The following is a 19,647-nucleotide window of genomic DNA, read 5'->3' on the forward strand; positions in this document are numbered from 1 at the left end:
TGGCGTAACCCTGTCACCGGCTACGCCGCGGGGCGCTGTCCTAAGCTTTACTACCCAGAACGTGCGCCGCGGTCGCGGGTTGTTCGCCCCATATCTCCTGATCGATTTTCCCAGCGAGCTCCGGATAGTCCGTCAAGTTGAGAGCAGGTGTGCCCTCACGGTTCTGCGCGAAGTAGTCGCGGGTCAGCTTGGCCACCAGGCCGGAGAGCAGGCAGATCGCAACCAGGTTGATGGTAGCCATCAGCCCCATCGCGGCATCGGCGGCATCGAAGACCGTGGCCACGCTTGCATAAGCCCCCCAGACCACCATCAGCAAGGCCAGCGTACGCAGTACGGTAAGCCCGGCACGGTTGTTCAACTTCAAGTACACCATGGCATTTTCAGCGTAGGTGTAGTTGCCAATGATCGAGGTGAAGGCAAAGAAGAAGATGGCAATCGCGATGAAGTAGGTCCCTGCCCCACCGATGTGGTCGCTCATCGCTGCCTGGGTCAGGTGAATGCCCGTCAGCTCCGGGCTCGCGACCACCCCGGAAAGCAGGATCATGAGCGCGGTGGCGGTACAGATCAGCAACGTGTCGATGAACACCCCGAGCGCCTGCACCAGCCCTTGGGAGGACGGATGGTGCGGATTGGCAACCGCTACCGCGGCGATATTCGGTGCCGAGCCCATGCCGGCCTCGTTGGAGAACAGCCCGCGCTTGATGCCATTGAGCATGGCACCGGCAATGCCGCCGACCGCCTCTTCCAGGCCGAAGGCGCTCTTGACGATAGTCGCCAGCACCGCGGGGACCTCGGACAGGTTGTTGCCGATTACGTACAACGCCATCAGCAGGTAGGCACCAGCCATGAAAGGCACGACCCATTCGGCAATCTGCGCGATTCTCTTGATACCGCCGAAGATCACCACGCCGGAGATCAGGGCCAGGACAACCCCGGTGGCCAACTTGGGCACGCCGAAGGCACCGAGCGTTGCATCGGCGATCGAGTTGGCCTGCACGGCACTGAACACCAAACCGAAAGTCAGAATCAGACAGATGGAAAAGATCGTTGCCGCCCAGGGGGCATTCAGGCCCTTGGCAATGTAGAACGCCGGACCGCCGCGGAACTCACCGCTCTCGGTGCGCACCTTGAACAACTGGGCCAGGGTGCTTTCCGAATAGGCGGTGGCCATGCCGACCAGAGCCACCATCCACATCCAGAAGATCGCGCCAGGTCCACCCAGGGTGATGGCCACGGCCACCCCGGCCAGATTGCCGGTGCCCACGCGCGAGGCCAGACTCGTGCACAGCGCCTGGATCGGCGTGATACCGCTCTTGTCGGTTGCCGGGGCGCGCAGCACGGAACGGAAAAATTCGGGGAAATGGCGGAACTGCAGGAACCCGAGGCGGATGGTGAAGAAGACCCCAACCGCCAGGAGTACATAGATCAGGACATAGCCCCAGAAAAAGGTATTGAGTGCGTCGATTATGGTCGTCATGGCATTCCTTTTGTTTGTCGCGCGCGCGACATGCACTGGCACGCACAGCCTGTGGTTGCAAACTCTTGCGCCTGTCCATTTCCTCCGCGAGCCTCCCCTGAGGCTGGCAGTCCGGGGCAATCACAGGTAATGGAGTAACGCCCGTGCCAGACTGTAACGTTTTGCAATCATAGCCGAACGAAAGTCTCAGGCAGAAAAATGCAGTTTTTCAGCAGACGACTTGTTATTTTATTGCAATAACTTCGACGATTTTCCGGATGGCCGCCGCGGCAGCGCCCAGGGTGCCGAACCTCCCCTCGTGATCCGCAACGGTACAAAGCCCCGCCCGAAAAGACGCCTCGGGAGGGTGCACCAGCTCAGTCCCCCGGTCCGCCCCTACCGAACGCTTGTGCAGCCACGCTCTGACGTGCATATCCGCGGCCACCCGCAGAACAGGGGAGCCCGAGCCCGACCCTGGACAGCCCAGCCAACTAGCGCCAGCGCCTGTACATCATCTTCCACACCGACACCGCGGCCGGCCAACGCTTCGATCGCTGGCTGTTACTGGTCATCCTGGCCAGCCTGCTGGTGGTCATGCTCGACAGCATTCACAGCCAGTACAGCGCGCAACTAATCGGCCTGGAATGGGGCTTCACCGCACTGTTCGCCATCAAGTACGTCACGCGCCTGTATTGCTCGCCCAAGCCGTTGCGCTATGCCTTCAGCTTCTTCGGCCTGGTCGACCTGCTAGGCCCACGCCGGAATTTTCACCGAGAAAACCAGACAAAATCTCATAATTCCCACTGGCTTCGGAACCGTAAACGCATGCCATACTCCAAGGCATTCCGAATTCACACCAAGATGAAGCCGCACATGCCCAAAGGATTGATTCGCGCCATCGGCGCCCTGTTGACCGCACTGGCCCTCTACAGCCTGTTGGGCTTTCTGATTTTGCCGGGCATCGCCTTGCGCATCGCCAACCAGCAATTGGCCGCCCTTGCGACGGTGCCGGCGCATATCCAACGTATAGAACTCAATCCCTTCAGCCTCGAACTCACCCTCTGGGGCCTGAATATCGGCGAACCGGGCAAGGAACAGATCGGCTTCGAACGGCTGTACGCCAATGTGCAACTCGACAGCCTGTGGTCCGGCGCCCTGCACCTGGTCGACATCGAGCTGGACAAGCCCAAGACCGACGTAGTGTTCGCCAAGGACGGTCAGTTGAACCTGCTGGGCCTGTTCAAGCTGCCGGCCAGCGAACCGACGCCCGCCGACCCCGAGGCCAAACCGTTCCCCCTGCGGGTCGACCGGATCAAGTTGGCCGGCGGTTATGTGCATTTCCAGGACCTGCGCCCCAGCGAGCCCATTGAGTTTCTCTACGACACCCTCGACTTCGAGCTGAAAAACCTCAGCACCCTGCCCGACGACAACGCCGACATGACCCTGGTGGCGACAGGCCCCGAGGGCGGGCAGATCGACTGGACCGGTAATTTCAGCCTCACACCGATTGCCTCCCAAGGCACGCTCAAAGTCACTGGCGGCCAAATGAAAGCCTGGTGGCCCTATGTGCGCGACGCCGTGCCGCTGGTTCTGGAAAACGGGATCCTGAACCTCAGCACCGACTACAAACTCAACCTGGCCAAGGGCACTGAGCTGCTGCTCAGCAATGCCGCTGTCAGTGTCGCGCCCTTCTCCATCAAGGCGCCCGATGGCCGTCCATTGGTGAAACTCGAACGCCTGGATGTCAGTGAAACCACGGTGGACCTGGCCAAGCAGCAAGTGATCGTGGGCAAGATCCGCAGCCAGAAGCTGGAAACCTGGGCCGCTCGCGAAGCGGACGGGCAGCTGGACTGGCAGAAACTCTTCGCCAGCCAGCCGGCCAAACCGCAGGTCAAGGCTGAGCCGGCATCCGCCCCGGCAACGGCCGACTCGCCAAAAGCTGAACCGGCGCCGCCCAGCAAACCATGGCAAGTGATGTTGAAGGACGTGCAATTGCGCGACTATCGGGTGCACCTGGCTGACCGTCAGGCCCAACCCGCCGTGGCACTGGAGGTCGGTCCGCTGAACCTCGACCTGCAGAACTACGACACCCTCAACGGCTCGCCCTTTACCCTCAAGCTGGACACCGGTATAGGCAAACAGGGCAAGATCCTGGCCGACGGCGAGGTCAACCTGAACCCGATCACCGCCAAGCTCAAGGTCAAGACCCAGGACGTCGACCTGCGCCTCGCCCAGTCGTACATCAACCCGTTCATTCGCCTGGAGCTGCGCTCCGGGATGCTCGGCAGTGACCTGGCGGTCGATCTCAAAAGCACCGAGCCGCTGGCATTTGCCGTCACCGGTCGCGCCCAGGTCGATCAATTGCACACCCTCGACACGCTCAAGACCCGCGACTTCCTCAAGTGGCAGAGCCTGGTCCTCGAAGGGCTGAGTTATCAGCACGGTGACAGCCTGTCCATCGACAAGGTCAACCTGTTCCAGCCTTACGCGCGGTTCATGATCAATGACGACCGTACCACCAACGTCGATGACCTGCTGATCCCACAACCGACCGACAGCGGCGCCAAGAAAACCGCGGCAAAACCGTCGTCCCAGGAAAAACCGCTGGCCATCCACATCGGTGGCATCGCCATCAATGACGGTTCGGCCAACTTCGCCGACTTCAGCCTGACGCCCAATTTCGCCACCGCCATCCAGCAGCTCAACGGCCAGATCGGCACCATCGACAGTCGCCAGGCCAAACCGGCCAGCGTGGACATCAAGGGCAAGGTCGATCGCTATGCCCCGGTCACTATCAAGGGGGCGCTCAACCCCTTCGATCCGATGGCCAGCCTCGACATCGCCACCAGTTTCAAACGGGTCGAGCTGACGACCCTGACGCCCTATTCCGGCAAGTTCGCCGGCTATCGCATCCGCAAGGGTCGGCTCAATCTCGACCTGCATTACCGGATCACCCAGGGCAAGCTCCAGGCAGAGAACAAAGTGGTGGTCGAGCAACTGCAACTGGGGGAGAAAGTCGACAGCCCGGACGCCGTGAGCCTGCCGCTGAAACTGGCCGTCGCCTTGCTCAAGGACTCCGAGGGCAAGATTTCCATCGAGCTGCCGGTTTCCGGCGACCTCAACGATCCACAATTCAGTGTCATGCCAATCGTCTGGCAGACCCTGCGCAACCTGGTGGTCCGAGCGGCCCAGGCGCCGTTCAAACTCATCGGTGGGCTGGTGGCCGGCGGCGGCTCGGAGGACCTGGGCAACGTCGCGTTTGCGCCGGGCTCCAGCGACCTGAGCAAGGACAACGAAGGCACGTTGCTCAAACTGTCCGAAGCCCTTGGCAAACGTCCGGAGCTGCGTCTGGAGATCGAAGGCACCGCCGCCGAAAGCAGCGACGGTCCGCTGCTTGCCGCCCAGCGCCTGGAACGTGAATACCAGTACAACTACTACAAGATACTGCAGCGTCGGGGCGACAAAGTACCGGCCCAGGCCTCCCTGATACAGGTACCCGAGGATGAAAAGGCACCGTTGCTCGAAGGCATCTATCGCGCCCGCCTCAAGACCCAGCCGCCTGCCGAATGGACGCAACTGGATAAAAAGGCGCGCATCGAGAAACTGCGTGAAGGCGTGATCAAGTTCTGGAGCGGCAGCGACGTGCTCTTGCGCCAACTGGGGCAGGAGCGGGCCAGCAGCATCAAGGACTTCCTGGTGGACAAAGGCCAGTTGGCAGACGACCGCGTCTATTTCATCGACGCGAGCCTCGGCCAGGCCGAGAGCGATGGCCGGGTTATTACCCCGATGCATCTGGATGCCGAATAAGATGAAACCCTGGTTCGGGCTCTGCGTAGGTCTATTGCTGCTGGCCACCGGCCAGGCCGCGGCTGCCGACACGCTGCGCTGCGCCAGCCAGTTGATCAGCGTCGGCGACCGCTCGAGCGAAGTGTTGCAAAAGTGCGGGGAGCCAGCGGCGCGGGATGACCTGGGCTACAAGCGCAGTGTCAATCGCCGGGAGGAATACCCGGTGGAGGAATGGACCTACGGCCCCAACAGCGGCATGTATCAGTACCTGCGTTTCGAGGGGAATCGGCTGGTGCAGATCACCAGCAAGCGGGGGCGGTGAAAGGCCTCCTATCCCATCCGTTGGAATGGTGTTGAAAGGACCGGCGCCATCGCGAGCAGGCTCGCTCCCACAGTGGAACGGGTTTCTTCAAGCCGAACGCATTTAAATGTGGGAGCGAGCCTGCTCGCGAAAAGCGCAACTCGGTTTCCCAGACATCCCCACAAACTTCACCGCACCTTTCCCTCCCCGGAATAGAACAGGCCCCCGACACGAATGCCGGGGGCCTGTAATGGCCACGTCCGTGTGGCCTTTCGCATGAACTCCAAAGCAACGGCAAACGTATAACCTGGCCCGCTTGCCGCGCCTTCTCCCAGTCCAGGCGAGAAGTCTCAGCCTTACTCGGATTTCAGGCCATCAGCCGATACGGCTTGCACGCCTTTGATCTTTTTGGCGATCGCTACGGCGGTGTCTTTTTGCGCATCCGTGACTGCAGTAGTCGAAGACAGGGATACAACACCTTTATTGGTTTCGACTTTGATATCAGTGCCTGGAATGCCTTTTTCAGTGACCAGGTCAGCTTTGACCTTGGTGGTGATCCAGGTATCGGAAACGTCTTCTTTGGCCTCTGTCACTTCGCCCGCAGCCAGCATCATTGGCGCCTGAGTTGCTTGAGTGGTCTCGGCGAATGCGCTAGCCATGCTCAGGGTCAATGCGGTAGCAGCGGCGGCAGTGATAGCGAACTTCTTCATACGAGTAACTCCTGTTTTTCTCAGAAACCGCCGGAGGTGCATCCCGGCAGGGTTAACTGGAGTAGTGCGAACGCTGTGCCAGCTTTGAAGAATCAACTAATTACTTATAAATCATAAAGTTAAGCGAATTGGTTTTTTTCGCGATCATGCAATATGCATGAAGCGGTGATTCTGAACATGCAACTTGCGGGTTTGGGCCTATTTCTAAGCTTATGAATTGCGAAGGGTCTCTGTAAGGCCCTAGATTGTTCCCTCCTGAGTACCCAGCATCCATAAAAAAGGGCCGCTACGCAGCCCAGACCAAATCAAGTTCGAATTTATTTTTTTCCGGCAGGTGCCGCTGCGCCACCGGTGCAGCCGGCCGGCAAGAATTCTTGATCGGCATCAGAGCCACACGTCCACGCGCCTGCCGCCGAGCGGGAGAGTGTGATCGTCTTACCCGCCACAGCGGCAGGTGAATTAACCAGCTTACAAACGACGGTGCCTGACCCGGCCGAAGCCGTACCCGTGATTGTGAGTTCGCAGTTGCTGGTAGGCGTAGTTACGTTCATGTTCTCTGCCGTTGGATCAGTACCTTGATTCATGGCGTCCTCATACGGCACCTTTAGCGCAGAAATTTCCGCCAGTCCCGCCGTCGCCTTGGCCCGCGCCTGGTACTTGGAATATTGCGGCAACGCAAACGTCGCCAGAATGCCGATGATCGCCACGACGATCAGCAGTTCGATCAAGGTAAAACCACTCTGCTTATTCATAAACATCTCCCATGCATGAGTCGAAATCTCATGACCTGAAACGGTCATTGCAGGGCATATGCCAACCCTGCAACCCCATCAATAAAGGGTTTAGAACCCGCACAACGGCCACGTCCTACCTCAACAACCGCACTATCTGACGTTTTTTGTCACCCTGCCCCGCTGGTTTGGCGCCAAGCCTTGACTAGGCTATAAGTCATGAATTGTTCGCCGCCGGGATTCCCATGAATGACATCGCCCTCAGCGGCCTGACCAAGCAATTGGTGTTGGCCGAACTGCTCACCGAGCAAAGTGCGCAACAGGCGCATCAACAGGCCCAACTCAGTCATATCCCCCTGGTCAGCTACCTAGTGCAGAACAAACTGGTCCAGAGCCGCCAGGTCGCGGAGATCGCCTCGGAGCATTTCGGCGTCGCCCTGCTGGACCTCAACAGCCTGGACAAAGAAGCCCAACCCAGCGACCTGGTCAGCGAAAAACTGGTGCGCCAGCATCACGCCCTGCCGCTGTGGCGCCGTGGCAACAAATTGTTCGTGGGCATCTCCGACCCCACCAATCACCAGGCCATCAACGACATCCAGTTCAGCACCGGCCTGACCACCGAAGCCATCCTGGTGGAGGACGACAAGCTCAGCGACGCCATCGAAAAGTTCTTCGAATCCAGCAGCACCGGCCTGGAAGGCATGAGCGATGTCGACCTCGACGGCCTGGACATCGAATCGATCGACGACACCAGGCAGGATTCCATCGCCGGCCAGGACACCGACGACGCGCCCGTGGTGCGCTTCGTCAACAAGATGCTGTTGGACGCGATCAAGGGCGGCTCTTCCGACCTGCACTTCGAGCCCTATGAAAAAATCTACCGGGTGCGGGTGCGCACCGACGGGATATTGCGGGAAGTGGCCAGGCCGCCGATCCAACTGGCCAACCGCATCGCCGCCCGCCTGAAGGTCATGGCCAGCCTGGATATTTCCGAGCGGCGCAAACCCCAGGACGGGCGCCTGAAAATGCGCCTGTCGAAAACCAAGTCCATCGATTTCCGGCTCAACACCCTGCCCACGCTTTGGGGCGAAAAGGTGGTGATCCGGATCCTCGACCCATCCAGCGCGCAGATGGGCATCGACGCCCTGGGCTACGAAGCGGACCAGAAAGACCTGTACATGGCCGCCCTCAAGCAACCCCAAGGGCTGATCCTGGTGACCGGTCCGACCGGCTCGGGCAAGACCGTGTCGCTCTACACCGGGCTGAATATCCTCAACACCGTGGACATCAACATTTCCACCGCCGAAGACCCGGTGGAGATCAACATGGAAGGCATCAACCAGGTCAACGTGAATCCGCGCCAGGGGATGGATTTCGCCCAGGCCCTGCGCTCGTTCCTGCGCCAGGATCCGGACGTGATCATGGTGGGCGAGATCCGCGACCTGGAAACCGCCGAGATCGCCATCAAGGCCGCCCAGACCGGGCACTTGGTGCTCTCTACCCTGCACACCAACAGCGCCGCCGAAACCCTGATCCGCCTGCAGAACATGGGCATTCCGGGGTTCAACATCGCCACCGCCGTGCACCTGATCATCGCCCAGCGGTTGGCGCGCAAGCTGTGCAGTCACTGCAAGACGGCCATCGAGATTCCCGAGGAAACCTTGCTCAAGGAGGGTTTCCCTCGGGAACGCATCGGCACATTCACGATCTATGAGCCGGTCGGTTGCGAACAGTGCAACCTTGGTTACAAAGGGCGCGTGGGGGTTTACGAAGTGGTCAAGAACACGCCCGAGCTGCAACGGCTGATCATGGCCGAGGGCAACTCGCTGGAAATCGACCTGCAAATGCGCAAGGACGGTTTCAATGACCTGCGCACGTCGGGACTGCTCAAAGTGATGCAGGGCGTCACCAGCCTCGAAGAAATCAACCGGGTCACCAAGGATTGAACATGGCGGTCAAGTCAGTCAAAACCGATGTTTACACTTGGGAAGGCAAGGACCGCAAAGGCACAAGAATGAGTGGCGAGCTGACGGGACAAAGCCCGACGCTGGTCAAGGCACAGCTGCGCAAACAAGGCATCAACCCGCAGAAGGTGCGCAAGAAATCCACCTCGATCTTCAGCAAGGGCAAGCGCATCAAGCCGCTGGATATCGCCCTCTTCACCCGCCAGATGGCCACGATGCTCAAGGCTGGCGTGCCGCTGTTGCAGGCGTTCGATATCATTGGCGAAGGCTTCGACAACCCCAACATGCGTAAGCTGGTGGACACGGTGAAGCAGGAAGTCGCCGCCGGCAACAGCTTCGCTGCGGCGCTGCGCAAGTGCCCGCAATATTTCGACGAGCTGTACTGCAACCTGGTAGACGCCGGCGAACAGGCCGGTGCCTTGGACACGCTGCTGGACCGGGTCGCGACCTACAAGGAAAAGAGCGAAGCGCTCAAGGCCAAAATCAAGAAAGCCATGACCTACCCTGCGGCCGTGATCCTCGTTGCCGCAGTGGTCACGGGGATCCTCCTGGTCAAGGTCGTGCCGCAATTCGAATCGGTATTCTCTGGACTCGGCGCGCAACTCCCTGCCTTCACGGTAATGGTCATAGGTCTGTCGGAAATCATGCAGCAATGGTGGTGGATGATGCTTGGCGGATTGGTGGGGATGTTTTTTGGCGTGAAGTACGCGCTCAGGCGTTCGGAGCGCTTTCGCGACTGGCGCGACAAATGGCTGCTCAAGCTGCCGTTGATAGGCACCTTGCTGTACAAATCCGCCGTGGCCCGCTACGCCCGTACGCTTTCCACCACCTTCGCCGCCGGCGTGCCACTGGTGGAAGCCCTGGATTCGGTGTCTGGCGCCACCGGCAACGTGGTGTTCAAACGTGCCGTGCAACGCATCAAGCAGGACGTTTCGACCGGCATGCAGTTGAATTTCTCCATGCGTGCCTCAGGCGTCTTTCCGAACATGGCGGTCCAGATGACCGCCATCGGCGAGGAGTCCGGTGCGCTGGACGACATGCTCGACAAGGTGGCGAGCTTTTATGAGGCCGAGGTGGACAATCTGGTGGACAACCTCACCAGCCTGATGGAACCCTTCATCATGGTGGTCCTGGGGGTGGTCGTCGGTGGCCTGGTGGTTGCCATGTACTTGCCCATCTTTCAACTCGGCTCTGCGATCTGACATGCCCCTGAGCGAATTTTTCGTGCTGTATCCCCTGGCTTTCGTGCTCGTTGCAGCACTGCTTGGCCTGATCATCGGCAGCTTCCTCAACGTGCTGGTGTGGCGCCTGCCGAAGATGCTCAACCGCGAATGGCGCCTGCAGGCCCACGACCTGCTGGGCCTGCCTGCCGAAACCCCGGGCCCGGTCTACAACCTGATGCTGCCCCACTCCCAATGCCCGCACTGTGGCCATCGCATTCGCGCCTGGGAAAACATTCCGCTGCTCAGCTACCTGATGCTGCGCGGCCGTTGTTCGAACTGCGCCGCGCCCATCGGCAGGCGTTACCCCCTGACCGAAATGGCCTGCGGTGCGTTATCGGCGTTCGTTGCCTGGCATTTCGGCTTTGGCTGGCACGCCGCGATGGTGATGGTGTTGACCTGGGGCCTGCTGGGCATGAGCCTGATTGACGTCGAGCATCAATTACTGCCCGATACCCTGGTGCTGCCGTTGTTGTGGCTGGGTTTGATCATCAACAGCTTCGGGCTCTTCGTGTCCTTGAACCAAGCGATGTGGGGGGCGGTGGCCGGCTACCTGGCGCTATGGTCGGTGTTCTGGGTGTTCAAGCTGATCACCGGCAAGGAAGGCATGGGCTATGGTGATTTCAAGCTGCTGGCGATGCTCGGCGCCTGGGGGGGCTGGCAGATCCTGCCGCTGACGCTGCTGTTGTCGTCGCTGGTGGGTTCCGTTGTCGGGGTGATTGTGCTGCGCTTGCGTGATGCTCCCGGGTCGACGCAGATTCCGTTTGGACCTTATCTGGCCATTGCCGGCTGGATTGCCTTGCTCTGGGGTGGTCAAATAACCGACTTCTATTGGCAGTCTGTCGGTTTTTAATGAATACCTCAGCAAAAAAAACCTGGATTCTCGGCCTGACCGGTGGCATCGGCAGCGGCAAGAGCGCGGCGGCCCAGCATTTCATCGACCTGGGCGTGCACGTCATCGACGCCGATCATGCGGCGCGCTGGGTGGTCGAGCCCGGGCGCCCGGCGCTGGCGAAAATCGCCGAGCACTTCGGCCCCGGCGTATTGCAGGCCGACGGCGCCCTGGACCGGGCGGCGCTGCGCAAGCTGATCTTCGAGAACGCCGATGAACGCCGCTGGCTCGAGGCGCTGCTGCATCCGCTGATCGCCGAGGAAATCGCCCACCATCTGGCCCAGGCACAATCGCCCTATGCGATCCTGGTATCACCGCTGCTGATCGAGTCAGGGCAGTACACCATGACCCAGCGGATCCTGGTGATCGATGCGCCGGAACAACTGCAGATCGAACGTACGTTGCAGCGCGACCAGACCAGCGAGCAGCAAGTCCAGGCGATCCTCAAGGCCCAGTCCAGCCGCCAGGATCGCCTGAGCCATGCCGACGACGTGGTGGTCAACGATCGCGACCTCGCCTGGCTGCACAGCGAGGTCGAGCGCCTGCATCACTTTTACCTTACTTTGCGTGGAGGCCAATCATGAGCCAAACCCCAACCGTTGATTGCCCAACCTGTGGCGCCCCTGTGGAATGGAGCCCGGAGAGTAAATTCCGGCCGTTCTGTTCTGATCGCTGCAAACTGATCGACCTCGGCGCCTGGGCGTCGGAAGAACACAAGATTCCGGTCAGCCCCGATGCCGAGGACGAGCTGTTCAGCGAGGACTTCGAGCCTCGCCATTAAGGCCGCATGAAACCGTAGTCCTGTTCATCGTCGAGGTTTTCCGCCAGGAAACTCAACTCATCGGCCAGGTCTTCAGGGCTGCGCACTGTCTTGCTCTGTTGCACGATCGCAGTGAGCAAGGCGCGCAGGCTCAAGCCCGGGTCAAAACCAATCTCCATGGCGGCGTCGTGGCTACGCCTGATCTCTTGTCTTGCCCACTCATAAACACTCATGGTTGTGCTCCTGGAAATTTTCCAAAGCATGAAGGGCGTGTGGTGGTGCAGCCTTGACGTGAATCAAGGCTTGTCATCATCGTTCCACGGCGCCGACAGGTAGCGCGTGCGGTTGAAGGTCTCCAGCCATTCGGGACTGAACACCACCAATGCACTGATCACCGTGCCGTTGATGAAGGCCTCGGGGAAGATGATCAACCAGAGGTAGCCGACAAAATCTTCCAGCCAGTAAGGCATGGCGAATATACCGTCGTACCACAGCAGGCCGAGCCCCAGCAGCAGGCACGCCAACGCCGAAAGCGCGGCCGCGAGAAACCCCGAACAGAAGATATACACGAACAGATTGCGCGGCTGGGCGCGCTCCACCAGGATCGCGCAACACTCAGTGACCAGCACCGGTAGCAGGATCAGCAGCGCACCGTTGACCCCGACCGCCGCCATGTCCTGACGCCCCAGCAGTACCAGCGCAAGCTGCGCGCACAGGCCACCCAGGATCGCCAACGGCCAGTCCAGCAACAGCGTCACGGCAGTCATGCCGATGAAGTGATACGAGACACCCGTATCAAAATCCCGGCGCACCAGCCACAGCACGAACAACGCCAGCACCGTACCGAACAACAGGTGCTGGCGACGGCTGTCGGTGAACAGCTCGACCCACGGTGTCCGCACCACGGCCCAGACCAACACCGGCACATACATCAGCCAACCGGCCGCCAGGGTCTGCGGTGAAAGCAGTTCGGCACCGATCATGGGCTACTCCTGCGAGAACTTGAACGCCGTCCGTGCGCTACTCAGTAGCGACACTTCCTGGCTGTTGTACCAAGGTCATTGCAAACTTACCAAAGCCTACCGACCAATCCGAATAGTCATTCTCGTGCATAAAGATGAAAACGTCTTGCGGACGAACCAGGGCTTGAACCCCGAGATTGTCCGCGATTTTTTTGTAGAGCTCGCGCTTCATCGCATCACTGCGGCCCCTGCGCATCGTAATCTCAATCACGATCAAACGGTCTGAACGATCCACACCATTAAACGTGCGGCTGTAGAAGAACTGCTCAGGGTCATAGTCCGTGACCAAGCTGAACAATTCATCCTCGGGCATACCAATGCTCTCGACCAGCGCTTGATGTATCCCATCGACGATGCGCTGACGTTGCTGCTGGCTGGTGCCCTTGATGACGACGGTACGAACGAATGGCATGTGAGGTAATCTCAATTTTATGGGGAATACCCCTCAATCCTGGCGACTTCGAGCAATCGTTAGAAATTGAAGGTGCATGGGATTCTGCAAAATCCGCCCGGCGCCTGATATCGATTTATACGCTCAATATAATTGAGTTAAAGTCACTTTATGAAACGTCGCCTCCCCCCATTGAATGCACTGCACACCTTCGAGGCCGCTGCCCGACTGGGCAAAATGATCGCTGCCGCCGAGGAGCTGTCTGTCACGCCTGGCGCTGTGAGTCGCCAGGTACGCCAACTGGAGCTGAGCCTGGGTGTGGACCTGTTCGAAGGCCCAAAAAACAAACCTCAGCTCACCGTTGCCGGAAGAGAACTGCTGCCAGAACTGACGGCCGCACTGGATCAGATCGAGGCCGCGGTGAGCAGGGTCCGAGACACGACGACAGGTACCTTGGACGTGTCCTGTTTCAGCACGTTTACGGTCAAGTGGCTGATACCGCGTCTTTTCGACTTCAATACGACTTACCCGGAAATCAAGATTCGCCTGAGCTCACCGGTTCACGGGAGCGATCCGGGGCGGGACCGATATGACGTGATGATCACGGCTGAACAGGGCATCGTGGACGAACAAAAAAACACCGTCCGGCTGTTTCCTGAACGATTGGGTGTCGTGTTGTCGCCGACCTTATCCGCGCGCATTCAATTAACCGACTTGGGCTCGATTTTCAGCCATCCCCTCCTGCACACCAAAACCCGTCCGGATGCCTGGGCAAACTGGGGGGATGCGACTGGACACCAGGCCACCGCACCGGCCGGACTGGAATACGAGCACTATTACTTTACGTTGGAGGCGGCCATTGCCGGCCTGGGGATTTGTGTCGCCCCGTGGCACCTGGTGGCCGACGACATTCGCTTGGGTCGCCTGGTGGCACCGTTCGGGTTTCGCCCGAGCCGCTACGTCTATATCGCCAAGCGCAGCGCGCAGCAGAGCAAGAAGCTGGATTTGTTCTGCGCTTGGTTGGCGTGTCAGGCTGAACAGGATGGCCTGCTGGGACCTGCCTGGGGGTAATGCTGTTCACTTGAGCGGTTATCGGAGATTGGGCCTTCCATTCCTCGATCTGTTTCAGGGGTCGCGTGTATATCCGTTTTCGCGGTAACGGCTGCTTATGGTTCCGCTCTTACAGCGGCTCACTTTTGAGAAGCGCAAAAGTAAGCAAAACGCTACATGCCCCACCACTCGGCACCTCGCTTTGGCTCGGTGTGCCCTCACTACGGCATTGCTCCGTGGGCCCGCCACGAAGGGCCATCCATGGCCCAGCGCGGCTATCCCGGCATCCATGCCGGGATGCCCACTCCACAATGCCTGCGTTCGGCCAGCGTGGTTAACGGGGCGCCGAGATCAACGTCCACCGCGAGGCGGCCTGGTAGCCGACCTGGTTCTTGGTGGGACCGCGTTTCTCCTGTGGGAGCGAGCCTGCTCGCGAAAGCGGTGGTGCAGTTTACGGTGATGTTGGATGTGTCGGCCTTATCGCGAGCAAGCTCGCGAAAGCGGTGGTGCAGAGGCATAGAGGCTCGACCCCTTGCTGTAGGCTCCAAGTGAATAGCATTACCTGGCCTGAGCGCAAATTTTCCCCTTTCACAGCAAGCTTTATTTTTTTTGATCACATTTGAACGCTAAGCTTGGGCTCATGGATGATTCCGATTACTTACGCCTGCTGACCATCGCGGCCGAGCAAGCCAACGCCTTTCTCTCCAATGCCCGCAAATGGGAGCGTGAGCGTTGGGTCTGCCAGCGTCTGCTGCAAGGGCTGAACGTGCCTTATCGCGCCGACGAGTTCGCGCCGGCCGGCGAGCCGCCGGATGTGTTGTTTCGCGATGCCAATTTCGAGGTGTTTTTCGTGCTCGACGAGGGCCGGCGCCTCAATGACGAATGGCGCGATGAACTGCAACGCCGCCGCAGCGCCTTCTCCCTGAGCCAACTGGTGCGTCGCGAGGCCAAGCCGCGACGGATCCCGGCCAATGAGTTCCTGATGCGGCTGGCCCCGACCCTGCGCAAGAAAGCTCACAACTACACCGAGCGCGGCATGGACCTGGGCGACCTGGACATCATCGCCTTTGCCAGCCTCAAGCGCGAAGTGCTGGACCTCAACAGTCACTTCCCACCGCCGACCGAATACCTGCGCCAGGGCTGGCGCTCGCTGTCACTGGTGGGGCCGACGTTTGCCCGGGTGCTGTTCGCCCACCCCGACGCGCCGGACTTTCTGCGAAGCAACCTGGGTCGCAGCATTGTGTTCGATGTCGGGATCAGCCTGTGAGCCCTTTGCAGGAACTGATCGCAGCTGTGCCCCAGCAAGGTCGCGTACGCTGGATTGGCGTACGCCCCCAGGGCCATGCGCCCATGATCGAGCTGGACGCCGTGGAAGCCCGCCTGGAAGCTGGGCTCACCGGCGATCATGCGCGCCCCGGCGTGCGCAATGCGCGGCAAGTGACGCTCATCCAATGGGAGCACCTGGCCGTGATCAGCTCGCTGATGGGCCGTCCCGAGGACCGGCCTGTGCTGCCACAGGAACTGCGACGCAATATTGTGGCCAGCGGCATCAATCTGTTCAGCCTCAAGGGCCGGCGCTTTCGCATTGGCCAAGCCATTTTTGAAACCACCGGCTGGTGCCAGCCTTGTACTCGATTGGAGCGAAACCTCGGCGAAGGTACGTTCCAGGCTGTACGCGGCCATGGCGGAATCACCGCCCGGGTGTTAAAAAGTGGAATCATTCGCCTGGACGACAACCTGATCGTCGAACCCGTTCCGGCGAGCGGCTACGCGGCTTTCAAGGCCGGCTAGCCGGACGCTGTAGCGTCTTCACATTCCGCAACGTCTACCTGACGAGGCCTATATGACCAGTCGCCTGAACCCTGATGACCAGAAGCATGTCGAAGAGTACCTGCAACTGTCCCAGCACCGAGTCGAGCGCCGGCCTTTTCGGCCCTGGATGCTCCTGGTGGTGGTACTGGCCGTGACTATCGGCCTGGGCCTGTTGAGCCGACTGATCAGTTACCTGACGCTATGAGCCGCCCAGTCACACTGCCGCTCGCGCGGGTAACGGCACCGATTTCCTTTAGCCTTGCGAGATATCCCCATGACTCATCGTATTGTCATCGTTGGCGGCGGCGCCGGCGGTCTGGAGTTGGCCACCCGTCTGGGTAAGACTCTGGGCAAGCGTGGCACGGCCAGTGTGATGCTGGTCGACGCGAACCTGACCCACATCTGGAAACCACTGCTGCACGAAGTGGCCGCCGGCTCCTTGAACTCCTCCGAAGACGAACTCAACTATGTCGCCCAGGCAAAATGGAACCACTTCGAGTTCCAGCTGGGACGCATGAGCGGCCTGGATCGCGAGCGCAAGAGAATCCAACTGGCCGCCACCTATGACGAGGCCGGCGTCGAGCTATTGCCGGCCCGGGAACTGGGCTACGACACCCTGGTGATTGCCGTCGGCAGCACCACCAATGACTTCGGCACCGAAGGCGCAGCGCAGCATTGCCTGTTCCTCGACACCCGCAAACAGGCCGAGCGCTTCCATCAGCAATTGCTTCACCACTATCTGCGGGCCCACGCCGGGCAGACCGATATCGTCGAGCGCATCAGCGTCGCCATCGTCGGAGCCGGTGCGACCGGGGTCGAACTGGCCGCCGAGTTGCATAATGCCGCCCACGAACTGCACGCCTATGGCCTGGACCGGATCAAACCAGAGAACATGCACATCACCCTGATCGAGGCGGGCCCACGCGTCTTGCCAGCCCTGCCAGAGCGTATCGGCGGACCGGTGCACAAGACCCTGGAAAAACTCGGCGTCAACGTCATGACCAACGCCGCCGTCAGCCAGGTGACCGCCGACAGCCTGATTACCGCGGACGGCAAAGTGATCGACGCAAGCCTGAAAGTCTGGGCCGCCGGGATTCGCGCCCCGGACTTCCTCAAGGACGTCGACGGGCTGGAGACCAACCGGATCAACCAACTGCATGTGCTACCCACCTTGCAGACCACCCGCGACGAGAACATCTTCGCCTTCGGTGACTGCGCCGCCTGCCCGCAACCCGACAGCGAGCGCAACGTACCGCCTCGCGCCCAAGCCGCGCATCAGCAGGCCTCGCTGCTGGCCAAGTCCTTGAAACTGCGGATCGAGGGCAAGGCCCTGCCCGCGTACAAATACACCGACTACGGCTCGCTGATCTCGCTGTCGCGGTTCTCGGCGGTGGGCAACCTGATGGGCAACCTGACCGGCAGCGTGATGCTCGAAGGCTGGCTGGCGCGGATGTTCTACGTGTCGCTGTATCGCATGCACCAAATGGCGCTATACGGCATGTTCCGCACGGCCATGCTGATGCTGGGCAGCAAGATCGGGCGCGGAACTGAGCCTCGGCTCAAGCTGCACTGAGGATAAAAAGCGAAGCGTCAACCGCTTGTGGGGGCGCTGAGTTTTAGAAGTGCATTGCCTGCTCGCGAAGACGGCAGTGAAATCAATATTTATCTAAACGATAAAACTCGATCTGCACAGCCAATCAATCAAACCTGAAACCGCTGCACCATCGTGTGCAGCGAATTGGCCAGCTGCGACAACTCATGGCTGGACGCGCTGGTCTGGTCCGCGCCGGAAGCCGAGCGCACCGACAAATCACGAATGTTCACCAGGTTGCGATCCACCTCACGGGCCACTTGCGCCTGCTCTTCGGCAGCGCTGGCGATCACCAGGTTGCGTTCGTGGATTTCAGTGACCGACTCTGTGATGGTCTGCAGCGCGTCCCCTGCCCGCTCTGCCATGGCCAGGGTACTGGCGGCGCGACTGGAGCTGGCCTGCATGGAATCGAGTGCCTGGGTGGCACCGCTGCGCATGCCCTGGACCATTTGCTCGATTTCCTGGGTCGATTGCTGCGTGCGATAAGCCAGCGCCCGCACCTCATCGGCCACCACCGCAAACCCACGCCCGCTCTCACCTGCCCGGGCCGCTTCAATGGCCGCGTTGAGGGCCAGCAGGTTGGTCTGCTCGGCAATGGCGCGGATCACGTCCAACACCTTGCCGATATCCTGCGACTGGTTGGCCAGGGATTGCACCAAGCCGCCAGTCACTTGCACATCGCTGGCAAGGGCGCCAATAGCTTCGACCGTGTCGCTGACCCGCTGCTGCCCAAGGGACGCAGACTCACTGGACTGACGCGTGGCATCGGAGGTGGAAACCGCATTGCGCGCCACCTCTTCCACGGCGGTGGTCATTTCGGTGACGGCAGTGGCGGCCTGTTCAATTTCATTGTTCTGCTGTTGCAGGCTGTGGGTGCTGTCGAGCGTGACGGTGTTCAGCTCACCGGCTGCGGTGGCCAGTTGCGCGGCAGAACCGCTGATGCCCTGCAACGTCTCACGCAGATTCTGCTGCATGACTGCCAACGCTTTGAGCAAGCGGCTCACTTCGTCGTTACCATCGGTCTCGATTGGCCGGGTCAGGTCACCCCGGGCGACGTTCTCCGCAGCATTGAGTGCCTCACCCAAGGGTTTGACGATACTGCGCGTAAGCAGCATGGCCAGGGCCACCGTGGCCAGGGCGGCAAGCACAACGAACAGACTGACGATCATGCGGGAACTGGTGTAGTGCGCCTGGGACTTCTGGCTCTCGATGGAAACCTGCTTGGAGAACAGCTCCGCCAGGTCGTTGAGCTGCTTGCCGGAACCGTCCACCACGGTTTTCATGTCCACCAGCAGCAGCTTGATCAGCTCATCCCGACGCCCTTGTTCTGCCAGGGTGAAGGATTGGGCGATACCTGTACGGTAAGCGGCGAAGGTTTGCTTGAACTGGTCATAAAGCGCCTTGCCTTCAGGCGTCACGACGAGCTTTTCGTAGGCAGCGATTTTTTCGCCCAGCTCCTTGTCCCGCGTGTCCATCTGCCCGCGATACACCGCAATGTTCTTCGAGTCCTGGTCCAGGGCCATGCGCAGGGAAATGGTGCGGATCCGCAACATCCATTCGCGGATCTCATCACCGCCGCGAATGCTCGGCAACCACTGGGTTTGCACCGCTACTTCACTGTCACGAATACTCGACATCTGTCCCAGCGCGAACACCCCGAGCAACGCCACCAGCACGGCGATCAAGGCAAAACCCAACGCGGCACGAGGGGCGATATTCAGTTGACGAAGAACCATAGGGAATGCCTTTTTTTATTGTTGGCCTGAAGTGGGGCCAGGCCCCTGTCGGCGGGTTATCGGCAAGTTGTACGATGTCTTAAGTCTAATCTGCTTTATCGCACGCAAAAAAAATCCCCGTATCTTTCGATACGAGGATTTTTAATATGGTCGGGGTAAGGGGATTCGAACTCCTGACATCCTGCTCCCAAAGCAGGCGCGCTACCGGACTGCGCTATACCCCGG

Annotated in this window: 19 protein-coding genes and 1 tRNA gene; 12 read left to right on the forward strand and 8 right to left on the reverse strand. The window is 60.1% G+C overall.

All coding sequences use genetic code 11. The features are described from left to right. Nucleotides 1-40 precede the first annotated feature (40 nt). Nucleotides 41-1,477: an alanine/glycine:cation symporter family protein gene (locus AACY31_RS17645; RefSeq protein ID WP_339504888.1), complete on the reverse strand. Its 1,437-nt coding sequence runs from the start codon at nucleotides 1,475-1,477 to the stop codon at nucleotides 41-43. Nucleotides 1,478-2,329: 852 nt separating this feature from the next. On the opposite strand from AACY31_RS17645, the gene AACY31_RS17650 reads away from it, so the two are divergent. Further along, nucleotides 2,330-5,263, forward strand: a complete 2,934-nt coding sequence (locus tag AACY31_RS17650) for a DUF748 domain-containing protein (protein ID WP_339481722.1) — start codon at nucleotides 2,330-2,332, stop codon at nucleotides 5,261-5,263. A gap of 1 nt (nucleotide 5,264) precedes the next feature. Continuing rightward, the gene (locus tag AACY31_RS17655; RefSeq protein ID WP_339481630.1) at nucleotides 5,265-5,564 is read left to right on the forward strand and encodes a DUF2845 domain-containing protein; all 300 of its coding nucleotides are present in this window, start codon (nucleotides 5,265-5,267) and stop codon (nucleotides 5,562-5,564) included. A 335-nt stretch (nucleotides 5,565-5,899) separates the two neighbouring features. Here AACY31_RS17655 and AACY31_RS17660 read toward each other — a convergent pair whose 3' ends face one another. Next, nucleotides 5,900-6,253, reverse strand: coding sequence for a BON domain-containing protein (locus AACY31_RS17660; protein ID WP_339481631.1), 354 nt, complete (start codon nucleotides 6,251-6,253; stop codon nucleotides 5,900-5,902). Nucleotides 6,254-6,570: 317 nt separating this feature from the next. Further along, nucleotides 6,571-7,005, reverse strand: coding sequence for a pilin (locus AACY31_RS17665; RefSeq protein ID WP_339481633.1), 435 nt, complete (start codon nucleotides 7,003-7,005; stop codon nucleotides 6,571-6,573). Between the two features lie 224 nt (nucleotides 7,006-7,229). Here AACY31_RS17665 and pilB point away from each other — a divergent pair, with 224 nt between their 5' ends. From pilB to yacG, 5 genes are read left to right on the forward strand one after another with little or no spacing between them, the layout of a single operon-like run. Next, nucleotides 7,230-8,930, forward strand: a complete 1,701-nt coding sequence (gene pilB / locus AACY31_RS17670) for a type IV-A pilus assembly ATPase PilB (RefSeq protein ID WP_339481635.1) — start codon at nucleotides 7,230-7,232, stop codon at nucleotides 8,928-8,930. A gap of 2 nt (nucleotides 8,931-8,932) precedes the next feature. After that, nucleotides 8,933-10,150 (forward strand): type II secretion system F family protein, encoded by a 1,218-nt coding sequence (locus AACY31_RS17675; RefSeq protein WP_339504891.1) that lies wholly within the window; start codon nucleotides 8,933-8,935, stop codon nucleotides 10,148-10,150. 1 nt (nucleotide 10,151) lies between these two features. Further along, complete coding sequence (locus tag AACY31_RS17680) at nucleotides 10,152-11,021, forward strand: prepilin peptidase (protein WP_339481638.1); 870 nt, start codon at nucleotides 10,152-10,154, stop codon at nucleotides 11,019-11,021. After that, nucleotides 11,021-11,644, forward strand: a complete 624-nt coding sequence (gene coaE / locus AACY31_RS17685) for a dephospho-CoA kinase (protein WP_339481639.1) — start codon at nucleotides 11,021-11,023, stop codon at nucleotides 11,642-11,644. Before AACY31_RS17680 ends, coaE begins: the two co-directional genes overlap by 1 nt. Then, nucleotides 11,641-11,841 carry a DNA gyrase inhibitor YacG gene (gene yacG / locus AACY31_RS17690; RefSeq protein WP_339481640.1) on the forward strand — a complete coding sequence of 67 codons (201 nt, stop codon included), beginning with the start codon at nucleotides 11,641-11,643 and terminating at the stop codon, nucleotides 11,839-11,841. The genes coaE and yacG overlap by 4 nt, the downstream gene beginning before the upstream one ends. Here yacG and AACY31_RS17695 read toward each other — a convergent pair. From AACY31_RS17695 to AACY31_RS17705, 3 genes are all read right to left on the reverse strand, one after another. Then, entirely contained in the window at nucleotides 11,838-12,053 is a 216-nt protein-coding gene (locus AACY31_RS17695) for a hypothetical protein (RefSeq protein WP_339481642.1), read from the reverse strand. The two genes, yacG and AACY31_RS17695, sit on opposite strands and share 4 nt — an antisense overlap. Before the next feature lie 63 nt (nucleotides 12,054-12,116). Next, nucleotides 12,117-12,803 (reverse strand): energy-coupling factor ABC transporter permease, encoded by a 687-nt coding sequence (locus AACY31_RS17700; RefSeq protein WP_339504893.1) that lies wholly within the window; start codon nucleotides 12,801-12,803, stop codon nucleotides 12,117-12,119. A gap of 37 nt (nucleotides 12,804-12,840) precedes the next feature. Beyond that, nucleotides 12,841-13,254 (reverse strand): tautomerase family protein, encoded by a 414-nt coding sequence (locus AACY31_RS17705; RefSeq protein WP_339481646.1) that lies wholly within the window; start codon nucleotides 13,252-13,254, stop codon nucleotides 12,841-12,843. Nucleotides 13,255-13,404: 150 nt separating this feature from the next. On the opposite strand from AACY31_RS17705, the gene AACY31_RS17710 reads away from it, so the two are divergent. The 5 genes from AACY31_RS17710 (at nucleotide 13,405) to AACY31_RS17730 (ending at nucleotide 17,668) form a co-directional block, all read left to right on the forward strand. Then, complete coding sequence (locus AACY31_RS17710) at nucleotides 13,405-14,304, forward strand: LysR substrate-binding domain-containing protein (RefSeq protein WP_339481648.1); 900 nt, start codon at nucleotides 13,405-13,407, stop codon at nucleotides 14,302-14,304. Between the two features lie 619 nt (nucleotides 14,305-14,923). Then, nucleotides 14,924-15,550: a DUF1780 domain-containing protein gene (locus AACY31_RS17715; protein ID WP_003205682.1), complete on the forward strand. Its 627-nt coding sequence runs from the start codon at nucleotides 14,924-14,926 to the stop codon at nucleotides 15,548-15,550. Next, nucleotides 15,547-16,074 carry an MOSC domain-containing protein gene (locus AACY31_RS17720; protein WP_339492077.1) on the forward strand — a complete coding sequence of 176 codons (528 nt, stop codon included), beginning with the start codon at nucleotides 15,547-15,549 and terminating at the stop codon, nucleotides 16,072-16,074. The genes AACY31_RS17715 and AACY31_RS17720 overlap by 4 nt, the downstream gene beginning before the upstream one ends. Nucleotides 16,075-16,126: 52 nt before the next feature. After that, a complete protein-coding gene (locus AACY31_RS17725) occupies nucleotides 16,127-16,300 on the forward strand; it encodes a DUF3094 domain-containing protein (protein WP_003185543.1) in 174 nt (57 codons plus the stop codon). A 69-nt stretch (nucleotides 16,301-16,369) separates the two neighbouring features. Further along, nucleotides 16,370-17,668: an NAD(P)/FAD-dependent oxidoreductase gene (locus tag AACY31_RS17730; RefSeq protein WP_339504896.1), complete on the forward strand. Its 1,299-nt coding sequence runs from the start codon at nucleotides 16,370-16,372 to the stop codon at nucleotides 17,666-17,668. Between the two features lie 128 nt (nucleotides 17,669-17,796). Here AACY31_RS17730 and AACY31_RS17735 read toward each other — a convergent pair whose 3' ends face one another. After that, nucleotides 17,797-19,422, reverse strand: a complete 1,626-nt coding sequence (locus tag AACY31_RS17735; RefSeq protein ID WP_339481653.1) for a methyl-accepting chemotaxis protein — start codon at nucleotides 19,420-19,422, stop codon at nucleotides 17,797-17,799. 147 nt (nucleotides 19,423-19,569) lie between these two features. Next, nucleotides 19,570-19,646: transfer RNA gene (locus AACY31_RS17740), tRNA-Pro, on the reverse strand. Nucleotide 19,647 lies beyond the last annotated feature (1 nt).

It is taken from the genome of Pseudomonas sp. RL_105y_Pfl2_101 (genome assembly GCF_963970585.1).
GTDB lineage: Bacteria > Pseudomonadota > Gammaproteobacteria > Pseudomonadales > Pseudomonadaceae > Aquipseudomonas.